Source organism: Vibrio sp. V04_P4A5T148 (assembly GCF_963875605.1).
GTDB lineage: Bacteria > Pseudomonadota > Gammaproteobacteria > Enterobacterales > Vibrionaceae > Vibrio > Vibrio anguillarum.
On record NZ_CAWNMS010000085.1, the window covers coordinates 1 to 10,049 of the forward strand.

The 10,049-nt window shown below is 40.8% G+C and carries 11 protein-coding genes and 2 pseudogenes; 5 read left to right on the top strand and 8 right to left on the bottom strand.

Features of this window, described 5'->3' with window-relative positions; translation table 11 throughout:
* Positions 1–72: 72 nt before the first annotated feature.
* On the bottom strand, positions 73–702 hold the full coding sequence (locus AACT18_RS16060) for a DNA-binding protein (protein ID WP_202599030.1): 630 nt from the start codon (positions 700–702) through the stop codon (positions 73–75).
* Positions 703–935: 233 nt separating this feature from the next.
* Positions 936–1,199, bottom strand: a pseudogene (locus AACT18_RS16065) (single-stranded DNA-binding protein); the annotation flags it as partial.
* Positions 1,200–1,261: 62 nt separating this feature from the next.
* Between AACT18_RS16065 and AACT18_RS16070 the strand changes: the two are divergent.
* Positions 1,262–2,412, top strand: a protein-coding gene (locus AACT18_RS16070; protein ID WP_094124666.1) for an IS3 family transposase whose coding sequence is annotated in 2 segments (ribosomal slippage) — positions 1,262–1,505 and positions 1,505–2,412 — 1,152 coding nt in all. Because the reading frame shifts where the segments join, the coding sequence is not laid out codon by codon here.
* 30 nt (positions 2,413–2,442) lie between these two features.
* Here AACT18_RS16070 and AACT18_RS16075 read toward each other — a convergent pair.
* Positions 2,443–2,613, bottom strand: a pseudogene (locus AACT18_RS16075) (GrpB family protein); the annotation flags it as partial.
* Positions 2,614–2,687: 74 nt separating this feature from the next.
* Between AACT18_RS16075 and AACT18_RS16080 the strand changes: the two are divergent.
* Positions 2,688–3,847 (top strand): LysR substrate-binding domain-containing protein gene (locus tag AACT18_RS16080; protein ID WP_237666679.1). Its coding sequence is split into 2 segments: positions 2,688–2,946 and positions 2,946–3,847, totalling 1,161 coding nucleotides; codons are not numbered across the junction.
* A 685-nt stretch (positions 3,848–4,532) separates the two neighbouring features.
* On the opposite strand, the gene AACT18_RS16085 is transcribed toward AACT18_RS16080, so the two are convergent.
* Together AACT18_RS16085 and AACT18_RS16095 are read right to left on the bottom strand one after the other, a co-directional pair.
* Positions 4,533–4,973, bottom strand: coding sequence for a TM2 domain-containing protein (locus tag AACT18_RS16085; RefSeq protein ID WP_094144308.1), 441 nt, complete (start codon positions 4,971–4,973; stop codon positions 4,533–4,535).
* A 776-nt stretch (positions 4,974–5,749) separates the two neighbouring features.
* On the bottom strand, positions 5,750–6,073 hold the full coding sequence (locus tag AACT18_RS16095) for a GNAT family N-acetyltransferase (protein ID WP_237666701.1): 324 nt from the start codon (positions 6,071–6,073) through the stop codon (positions 5,750–5,752).
* Positions 6,074–6,983: 910 nt separating this feature from the next.
* Between AACT18_RS16095 and AACT18_RS16100 the strand changes: the two genes are divergently transcribed.
* Entirely contained in the window at positions 6,984–7,214 is a 231-nt protein-coding gene (locus tag AACT18_RS16100; RefSeq protein WP_094142958.1) for a PAS factor family protein, read from the top strand.
* A gap of 119 nt (positions 7,215–7,333) precedes the next feature.
* Here the strand turns inward: AACT18_RS16100 and AACT18_RS16105 are convergent, their stop codons facing one another.
* The 3 genes from AACT18_RS16105 to AACT18_RS16115 form a co-directional block, all read right to left on the bottom strand.
* Positions 7,334–7,540 carry a DUF1289 domain-containing protein gene (locus AACT18_RS16105; protein ID WP_083250237.1) on the bottom strand — a complete coding sequence of 69 codons (207 nt, stop codon included), beginning with the start codon at positions 7,538–7,540 and terminating at the stop codon, positions 7,334–7,336.
* Between the two features lie 194 nt (positions 7,541–7,734).
* Positions 7,735–8,052 carry a HigA family addiction module antitoxin gene (locus AACT18_RS16110; protein WP_094142960.1) on the bottom strand — a complete coding sequence of 106 codons (318 nt, stop codon included), beginning with the start codon at positions 8,050–8,052 and terminating at the stop codon, positions 7,735–7,737.
* Between the two features lie 10 nt (positions 8,053–8,062).
* Positions 8,063–8,350, bottom strand: coding sequence for a type II toxin-antitoxin system RelE/ParE family toxin (locus AACT18_RS16115; RefSeq protein ID WP_001162670.1), 288 nt, complete (start codon positions 8,348–8,350; stop codon positions 8,063–8,065).
* Between the two features lie 863 nt (positions 8,351–9,213).
* On the opposite strand from AACT18_RS16115, the gene AACT18_RS16120 reads away from it, so the two are divergent.
* Both AACT18_RS16120 and AACT18_RS16125 read left to right on the top strand, forming a co-directional pair.
* A complete protein-coding gene (locus tag AACT18_RS16120) occupies positions 9,214–9,456 on the top strand; it encodes a type II toxin-antitoxin system Phd/YefM family antitoxin (RefSeq protein ID WP_017045808.1) in 243 nt (80 codons plus the stop codon).
* A gap of 7 nt (positions 9,457–9,463) precedes the next feature.
* Positions 9,464–9,763, top strand: a complete 300-nt coding sequence (locus AACT18_RS16125; protein ID WP_017049509.1) for a type II toxin-antitoxin system RelE/ParE family toxin — start codon at positions 9,464–9,466, stop codon at positions 9,761–9,763.
* The last annotated feature ends 286 nt before the right edge of the window (positions 9,764–10,049 follow it).

Below are 10,049 nucleotides of genomic sequence, written 5' to 3' on the forward strand. Positions count from 1 at the left end.
ATAATATACATAATACGCACTTTAGTATTATTAATTTCATTAAATTCAATGGGATAAAAATCACCATAAGTATTATCCCATACCATCAATTGCATCAGCTTGCCGTTTTTTATGACTAATATAGTCAGTTTTATCTAAGTACAGCCGCGAATGAAATTGGCAAACGTTTCTAACGTGACTATTGTCTACCTCAAACTTACGGGCTATCTCGCAGAAATTTAAACCCGCCTCGGCTAGCTCTCTAATGAGCTCAATATCCTCGTTAGAAAGCTTAACTGTTGGTGCCGTCTCTGCGATTTTTCGAAATGACACGCCAAGTTTACCAGCGCGAACCTTAACCGAGTCTCGACTACGGCCAAGAACCTGAGCAACTTCAGCAAATGACATTTTGTCTTGGTTGGCAATAATAAAACGATCTTCTTTTTTAGAGTAATGTGATTTTTCCCAGGACTTGTTATCCACTATCAATCCATCGCGTAAGAGTTTTTTAGAACGTGTAAAAACCGATTTTTTAGAGCGATTCAGTGCCTTAGCAATGTGTGTTAGTGGGATTTTTTGGTAGTTCTCAATTAAATACGCATCATCGGAGTCCGAATAAGGCTTATATCCTGCGACATAAGCCCCCTTTCGACCGTTAGTTATACGCTCTTCTCTCGAGACTTTAAAAAATGGATGCGTACAATAACTAGTGGTTTCTTTCATAGTGCTGAGCCGCTCTCAACAATACATGCAAAGGAACACGAATGAATGGCACCTCCTTGTCATCGTCTAAAAAGACTAAAAGCTGAACGTCTTCGTGACCTCTACGAGTAAACCTTGCCTTATGAGTTGGTCTAGATAACTGAAGTAATTCAAAATCACCTAAGCCGAGGTGATGAGTTTTGTTTGGGTCATATATCGATACGCTAGCCATAACGCGTCCTTATGTTTTAATTTTATAAATCAATATCTAATGGAGTAATCAATAAACCAAATCGTTTCAATTCCAAACCGCCGAAGTTATTAACAACATAACTAGAGCTATGTACGGTGTATTCTCCAGCGACATAAGGCGGTTGTCCTTCTTCTAGGGATAGTTTCATTTGAACCGGAAATTTCCCGCCTAAATAGGCATAAGCGGTTTGTTCATAAATAGTTCTAGAGGGTTTGCCTTCTTTACCCGGTATTGTACGCGTTTGAAAATTCTCATTTTCTTTGAATGATCCGCCCCAGCAGTTTTGGACACTGAGTTAAGTGAGTACAATCACTAACGAGGTGAACAATGACAACTAAGAAAACTAGAATTAAACATTCCCCTGAATTTAAAGCAGAAGCCCTGAAGTTAGCAGATAAAGTGGGAGTAGCTGCGACAGCAAGACAGCTTTCTTTACACGAATCTCAAATCTACGGGTGGCGGAAGAACTCGAAGAAAGACACCAGTACTAGTCAGCGAGAGCAAGAGCTAACCGCAGAGGTTGCCAAGCTCAAAAGGCAGTTGACTGAGCAAGCTGAAGAGCTAGAAATTGTAAAAAAGGCCGCCACCTACTTCGCGAAGAATCTAAAGTAGATTGCTACGAGTTTATGCTCAAACACCTGCTGTGCTTCAGTATAGTGCGTATGGCTAAGGTGTTCGGGATTTCCCGAAGTGGGTTTTATTACTGGATTAAGCATCGGCACAACGCCATCCAACGTGAGGCTATTCGCCAACAGCTTGATACAAAAGTTAAAGAAGCTTTCGACAACAGCAAAGGCCGAGATGGCTCAAGGCGTATCCAAAAAGAACTGTCTGAGAACGGTGAACGCTACAATGTTAAAACCATTGCTGCCAGTATGAAGCGTCAAGATTTAACGCCGAAAGCTGCACGCAAGTTTAAGTACACTACGGACAGCAAGCATCAAATGCCTGTTGCTCCAAACCTGTTGGCTCAGAATTTTAGCGCATCTGCTCCGAATGAAAAATGGGCTGGAGACATCACCTATATAGCGACAAGCGAAGGCTGGCTGTACTTGGCGGTAATTATTGACCTTTACTCAAGACAAGTAATTGGATGGTCTATGGATACCAGAATGACGGCTACGCTGGTCTGTGATGCGCTATCAATGGCGTTGTTCCGTCGCGGATTCCCCGAGCAGGATATCGTTCATAGTGATCGAGGTAGTCAGTACTGCTCAAAAGATTATCGAGATCTCATAACTGCTTATAATCTAAAACAAAGTATGAGTAGGAAAGGAAATTGCTGGGACAATGCTTGTGTTGAGAGCTTCTTCCATTCTATGAAAGTTGAAGCAATCCAAAATGAGCCGATTATGACGAGAGACCAGATGCGCCAAACGATCTTCGAGTACATAGAGGTTGATTATAATCGGACGAGAAGGCACAGTGCTCTTGGGTATCTAAGCCCAGTTAACTTTGAACAGCAAAATGTCGCTTAATGAAGTGTCCAGTCTAGCTGGAGCAGATCAATCCTCACCTGAGTTATTTTCCAGCATGCAAAGCTCTGGAGTTCTTAACGTATCGGATTTTTCGTTGAAACCTAGAGTAGAAAGTAACTTTACTGCGTTCTCTAGTTCCTTACCGTTAACACCAACAAGTATGTCTAGGTCACCTTTAGAGACAGCATTAGGGATAGAGGAAGTGTAGTGGCATAGTGAATTTGGTCACTTAGTTAGAGGTGATATCATCACCTCATAAGTTAACAGGTGACACTATGACAAAACGTACAAGACGACTATTTAGCGCAGAATTTAAGTTAGAAGCAGCACAGTTAGTCCTAGACCAAAACTACTCAGTAACTGAAGCGGCCCAAGCCATGAATGTGGGGAAATCCACGATGGATAAATGGGTTCGCCAGCTTAGAGAAGAACGCCAAGGGAAAACACCGAAAGCTTCACCTATGACCCCTGAACAAATAGAAATTCGGGAATTAAAAAAGAAGCTGGCTCGCCTTGAAGAGCATAATGAAATATTAAAAAAAGCCACGGCTCTGTTGATGTCGGACTCACTGAACAATTCTTGATAATCAAGAAACTCAAGCAGAGCTACAGCGTAAAAACATTATGCGAAGTCTTCAATGTTCATCGAAGTAGTTATCACTATTGGCTTAAACGCCCAACGGTAATTAATGCTGAAACAGTAAAATTGCGCAGCTTGGTTAGTGAGGCTCATGTCGCAAGCAATGGCTCTGCGGGCGCGAGAACCATTGCAGATATAGTCACAAATCAGGGTGTAAAGCTGAGCCGATACCGAGCAACAAAGCTTATGAGAACGCTTGGTTTAGTGAGTTGCCAAGAGCCAAAGCATCGCTACAGAAAGGCTTCACAAGAACATATGGATGATCAAGTTGTTGATATGATCGCTGGTGCTTACGATGTCGGAATTCGGATCGGAGAATTAAAAGATTCAAGCCTAATTGCTCGGAAACTCGCTAAGTGCAACAGTGTTGTATGTGCATCCCCTGAGTATTTGCAACAAGCTGGTACTCCCAATACTCCACACGACTTGAAAGATCACAATTGTATTTATTACAGCTTGTTTCAAGCTGGTGTTGAATGGACATTTTTTAAAGCAGATGAAAAGCTCAAGGTTGAACCTACTGGAAATTTCATAGTAAATAATAGTGATGCTATATGTGAGATGCTTTTACAAGGACTAGGAATCTGTCAAATGCCAACATTTATTGTGCAGAGATACCTCAATACAGGTCAGTTAGTTCAAGTATTGGCTAACTATGACTTACCAGACCACAGCATTTTTGCTGTGTATCCAGAAAGGCGACACATGCCAGAGAAAGTAAAAGTATTCATCGATTTTATTGAGGAGAAACTACACTCCATTTACTGGGAGGTTGATGATGGTAAAAGCTCATAACGCCCGGCTAAGGGGTTGACAACGCACCGCCGAACTCAAAAAACCACTGTAAACACTGAACTTCAATTTTGCACTAAAGCCGCCCAGCGTTGACAATCCCTCTTGAGCCGTTTGTTATGTGAATTTTACCGTGAATTCAAAGTAAACCACCGTAGAAATGAAGAGGTTTGAATAAGTTACGTGCAAAAACGATGTTGACCAAAACCTAAATTTCACAACGATTTGAACCAAAGGGAACCACTTGCAGAACTAACAACAAAGAAAGCGCCCTTCCACCCACAACCAAACCTTTTGCGTCACCAGACTTTCAGAGCTGAACTTCAACAAGTGAATCAGTCAAAAAGACATTTCAATTAAAGCGATTTGAAACTGACGAAACTCAACACAAGCCAGATCCAAAACTTAATTGAGGCAACCCAAGAACCTTGAAAACGATCAATCTCAGGTTGTTCAAGAATCCATTTCGACCAAACCAACTTGCCGAAAATACGGAACGAATTCTCAATGAAATCGTAGAGTTAACCCTAAAAACTCATCAAACACATAACGCCCGGCTAAGGGGTTGACAACGCATAGCCGAACTCAAAAAACACACCGTAAACACTGAACTTCAATTTTGCACTAAAGTCGCCAAGCGTTGGCAATCCCTCTTGAGCCGCTTGTTAAACGTAATTACATCAGTATATTAGAACCAATCCTTACGTCCCGTCACATATGTTTTTTCAAAATCTTCATCTGATTTAGTGAGATAAATAATAAACTCAACAAAAGCAATAACACCTATGACTATTGAAGGCAATCCAAGCAAGACAAAACCAAATAAGAATGCCAGCAGCATTATTAAACCTTGTTTGGTATACCCTAAATAAAATTTATGAGCGCCTAGCGCCCCAAAGAAAAAAGCAAGCAGAGCAGCAGCAATTTTCTTCGAGGAACTTACGCTTGTAGATATCAGATAAATAGCTTTCGCTTCATTATTTTCCACAGAAAAGTCTACAGCCATTCCTGATTTAGGAAGCTGCCCTGCCTTCCATTCATTAATATTGAGTGGATAGCGAATGCCGTCTTCGCCCGAGATTAATCCAGTTCGATCCAACTCATTAAAATCGATGATGGTACCTTTCATTTACTTATGCCTCAGATAGTTAAGAATTAAGTATTCTTACCAAAGAGGATGTATATGTCTATAAATTCATACTGGTAATTAAATAAAAAATTATAACCACCGAACTATAACGACGTTTAACGCCCGGCTAAGGGGTTGACAACGCATCGCCGAACTCAAAAAACACACTATAAACACTGAACTTCAATTTTGCGCTAAAGTCGCCACGCGTTGGCAATCCCTCTTGAGCCGTTTGTTAGCTGCTGCACTTTAGCCGGAGATTAGCTACCCAACGGCCTAATTTAAAACACATTATTGCTTTCAAGCGACAAAGTAAAACGGACAACTGAGAAACTAAAACCTAATCCACGAAATGCACTTGGCAAAGAAGAAATAACAGCAAAACTGACGAGCTTCTAAGACTTAAATTTACAAAGAATTCTTTCGAAGAAGCCAACAACCAAGTGCGCGAAAGAGCTTCAAAACCAAAGAATCCACACCAAAGAAATAAACAAGCACATCACTTCCCGTAAGAAGGCTTCGGTTAGTTCAACCACTTCAAGAACAGTGCCACTGGCGAGATACATGGAAAAGTGCTGACTTTCAGGTATAAAGCTAGAGCCTCAGACTAAGAAAAATAAGCGCTTAATTTTATGGCTTTTCTTAACCTCAGCTAACGCCCGGTTAAGGGGCAACCAACGCCACTACCAAGCTTACGCACAATACCGTAACCACAAAAATCAACGCATAGTGAAAATGCCACGCGTTGGTTGTCCCTCTTGAACCGTTTGTTATGTTCACAGCTTAAAATGCATAACAATTTCTTTAAGTTGACTTGCAACACGGATAAAACCAAATTTTTCATAAGATTTAATGGCAGCAAGATTACCGTGATAAACCGTTAGCTCTAGCCTATCCCCATTGCGATCCTGTAACACCGACTTAGCTTTAGTTAAAAGAGTTTGTCCGATTGACTTGCCACGTACATTTGGTGATACGTACATTTGAACTAGCTCTAATGAGTGCGACTGTTCCAAAGAAAGCAAGCCACATAACCCGACTAATTCATTATTGTAAAAAGCACCCAGCATAATGTGATCATTGCTCTCTTTTTCGATCATTTGTTCGAAGAACAACTTCGGTAATTGGGATTGGGTCTTGTAATCAGAGCCAAATGCCTCCGGGTATAACCGTAAGCTTTCTAACCGTAACTCTCGATATTTCGGCTATCTTGCGGCTTTAAAATTTTACAATAAACTTCCATGTTTCCTCGTGTGAACATAACGCTGCGTTAAGTGGTGAGCAACGCGACCACAATCCTAAACCATTGCGCCTTAAACACAAAACTCAACCTAGAACCGAAACTCCCAAGCGTTGGGAATCCGTCTTAAACGCCTAGTTAGCTGCTGCACTTTCGCTAGCAAATTACGCCAAAGTGCCTAATTTGAGACACATTATTGCTTTCAAACGGCAAAGTAAAACAGACAACTGTGAAATTAAAACCCAATCCACGAAATGCGCTTGGCAAAGAAGAAATGACCGAGAAAATCACCATTCCTTAGCTCGGTAATTTGCAAAGAATTCTATCGAAAAAGCCAACGACAGAGCACACGAAACGAATTTAAGAATGCATAAATTTCAACACCAAAGAAGCCGCGCCAATGAACTTAACAAACACAACACTTCCCGTAAGCAGACTTCGTTAAGTTCAAACACTTCCCGAAAAGTGCCACTGGCGAGATAGTTGATAAGCTGAGATTTGTCCGGTGTGTAGCTAGAAAATCCAAAGCCTTTCCACCCTAAATTCACCGTTTTTCTTAACCCCAGCTAACGCCCGGCTAAGGGGTTGACAACGCACCACCGAACTCAAAAAACACACTGTAAACTCTGAACTTCAATTTTGCACTAAAGCCGCCACGCGTTGGCAATCCCTCTTGAGCCGTTTGTTATGTGATTGTTGCACAAGATTTACATTAAGGGCTCAGCTATAATCCATACGCACCAAGTTAACTATAATAAAATGGACATGATATGAAAGTTCTTATTTATGAAACACTTATTAGCCTTGCAAACCAAGCCCCTGAACAACATGCAAAAATTCGCGAAAATCTGTATGAACAGTTGGGCTTGCCTTTGGACAAACAATTAGCTCTATACTCTAGAGCCCTTGGGCCAGCAAGTTCAGGAAAACTTGAAAATGATCAAGCGATCAATAATGCAGTTGAAAGTGCCATTAAGCTGCTAGAAACACCTGAGCACTAGCCTTGCATTACTAAATATCAACGGCCCTCGACGTCAAGGGCCGTTTTTATATGCTCATTTTCTAACAAACTCTCAGCCAATTTAGACAAAATTATCACCAGTAGTACTTTTAGATAATACTAAAACCTCGATTTTTGAGCCAATTTCCTTCTTTGACAGCATACGATAAGAATCTTGTTCTTTTCAATTATCGTTGAAGAATGCCAATCAATAATTTCATTCAACGATCTGAAACATCCCAAACAAATATCCATTTCATCTAAACAGCACTGTCTAATACACGGTGACTTGGGCTCTTCGACCTCACTCATTTTCCTATCTTTCATAACAAAAATCCTATCACATTTCCGCAGTAGTCTTTATTAACGAAATCATAGTAAAGAATTCGGCGTACACTAGCACATAACGCCCGCTTAAGGGGCAGCCAACGCTACTACCAACTTTCCGCATAATAACGTAATCACAACAACCAACGCATGGTAAAAATGCCGCGCGTTGGCTGTCCCTCTTGAAGCGTTTGTTATGTACGTGCGCTTTGTTCCAGCGAAACAAACAACGGCTTTACAAACTTTGCTTCTTCTTGATAACGATTTCTCGTATCCCAAAGATCAACTGCATGTTGAATGTTAAGCCAAAATTCTGGTGTGTTGCCTAATGCCGCTGCTAACTTGATTGCTACCGGAGCTGTTAACACACCACCATTAATCAAATTACTCACCGTATTTCTGTGTACGCACATCGCTTCAGCGAGCGCTTTTGATGTGATGCCCATTGGTTCAAGAAATTCAACTTTTAACATTTCCCCAACGCTAACTGGACGACGTTTTGTCTTACGCATAGTCGTTACCTCAATACTTATGTGGGTCTAAGTAAGTATTTAGTGCAACACCATCAACCCACTGAAAAATCAAACGATACTGTTTGTTCACTCGAATTGAACACCAACCTTTAAGATTTCCTTCAAGATGTTCAAAACGATTACCCGGTGGAATTCTTAAGTCTGATTCAGCTTGAGCTGCATCTAAGATTTCCAGCTTCCGAAATAGAGCATTCTCTATGCTACTTGGAATTAAACGATGTCGTTTATCATCCTCGTAAAACTGCTCTAACCACTTATCTTTAAATTCTAATGCCATTGCAACTTGCACTGTCTCATTGTGCATTCATAGACAAAGACTAACGCATAATGACACTGTGCACAAGTTTGATTTGTAGGAAGGATTTCAGAAAAGTACATAACGCCCAATTAAGTGGTGAACAACGCACTGGCCAAGCCACTGCATTGCACCATAAACACTTTACTCAACGCATAGTAAAACTGCCACGCGTTGAGAATCCACTTGAATTGCTTGTTATGTGAATGTAACCGTGAATTCAAAGTAAACCACCGTAGAAATGAAGAGATTTTAATAAGTTACGTACAAAAATGATGCTTATCAAACCCTAAATTTCACAGCGTTCTTAGCCAAAGAGAGTCACTTACAGAATCGACAACAAAGAAAGCGCCCTTTCACCCACAACAAAACCTTTTGCTTCACCAGACTATTAGAGCTGAGCTTCAGCAAACAAATCAGTCAAAAAGACATTTCAATTAAAGCGATTTGAAACCACCGAAACCCAACACAAACCAGCTCCAGCACTCCATTGAGGCAACCCAAGAACCTTGAAAACGATCAATCTCAAGTTGTTCAAGAATCCAGTTTGACCAAGCCAACTTGCCGAAAACACAGAACGAATTCTCAATGAAATCGTAGCTTTGACCTAAAAACTAACCAAACACATAACGCCGCGTTAAGTGGTGAGCAACGCTAAACACCTATGCCGCGACAAACCACTTAAAACGGAAAAACTGAATTTACACTAAAACCGCCAAGCGTTGCGAATCCATCTTAAATGCTTTGTTAGTTTACTTTTCACACCAATCGCACGATTTAATTAAATTGCACATTTGGCTCGATACCCTATAATATTACTGCACTTACAGACTTGGAGCTTAACCATGTACACATTAACAGCAAATGATGCCAAACGTAATTTCGGTGAACTGCTTCTAAACGCTCAACGTGAGCCAGTTAAAATTAGTAAAAACAATAAAGATGCCGTTGTTGTGATGTCGATTAGAGACTATGAAGAACTTGAAGTCATGAAAGCCGATTACATAAAACATTGTTTTGAGTCCGCAAAAGCAGACTTAGCCCAAGGCAATATAGTTGACGGTGAAAACTTCCTAAACGCGTTGTAAGTAAAGTATGCACAAGAGTAAATATAAACTAAGTAAATTAGCACAGGCTCATTTACATAAAATCAAAAATTATACCGTTACAAACTTTTCCGAGATGCAGTGGAACGCATACAAAGACACTCTTCTTACTGGCTTTCAGATGCTCGCTGACAATCCAGCTGTAGGCAGAAGCTGCAACGATTTATATCAAAATGGTTTTTACTTCCCTATAGGCAAGCATACGGCTTACTTTACCAAGGAAGACAGTTTTATTTTGGTCGTTGCAGTCCTTGGACAATCGCAATTGCCACAAAACCATCTGCGATAATTATCACACCCTAGCGTATTGAGTTAGGGTGCAATTTTGATTGGTAAACTAACGCCCGGCTAAGGGGTTGACAACGCACCGCCGAACTCAAAAAACACACCGTAAATCCTGAATTTCAATTTTGCACTAAAGTCGCCAGGCGTTGGCAATCCCTCTTAAGCCGTTTGTTATGCAAATTCAATGAGATAAACTGACTTTACACGACCAAAAGCCACAATTGCAATGATTGAGTGATTCAAGAACCAACCGAAGCCAGAGCCGTGATAAATAAGCCGCCAAAACAAAG

Excerpts from the sequence above, each read along its gene's own strand:
- AACT18_RS16060 (WP_202599030.1), bottom strand. The coding sequence starts at position 702 with ATGAAAGAAACCACTAGTTATTGTACGCATCCATTTTTTAAAGTCTCG.
- AACT18_RS16085 (WP_094144308.1), bottom strand. The coding sequence starts at position 4,973 with ATGAAAGGTACCATCATCGATTTTAATGAGTTGGATCGAACTGGATTA.
- AACT18_RS16095 (WP_237666701.1), bottom strand. The coding sequence starts at position 6,073 with ATGATCGAAAAAGAGAGCAATGATCACATTATGCTGGGTGCTTTTTAC.
- AACT18_RS16100 (WP_094142958.1), top strand. The coding sequence starts at position 6,984 with ATGAAAGTTCTTATTTATGAAACACTTATTAGCCTTGCAAACCAAGCC.
- AACT18_RS16105 (WP_083250237.1), bottom strand. The coding sequence starts at position 7,540 with ATGAAAGATAGGAAAATGAGTGAGGTCGAAGAGCCCAAGTCACCGTGT.
- AACT18_RS16110 (WP_094142960.1), bottom strand. The coding sequence starts at position 8,052 with ATGCGTAAGACAAAACGTCGTCCAGTTAGCGTTGGGGAAATGTTAAAA.
- AACT18_RS16115 (WP_001162670.1), bottom strand. The coding sequence starts at position 8,350 with ATGGCATTAGAATTTAAAGATAAGTGGTTAGAGCAGTTTTACGAGGAT.
- AACT18_RS16120 (WP_017045808.1), top strand. The coding sequence starts at position 9,214 with ATGTACACATTAACAGCAAATGATGCCAAACGTAATTTCGGTGAACTG.
- AACT18_RS16125 (WP_017049509.1), top strand. The coding sequence starts at position 9,464 with ATGCACAAGAGTAAATATAAACTAAGTAAATTAGCACAGGCTCATTTA.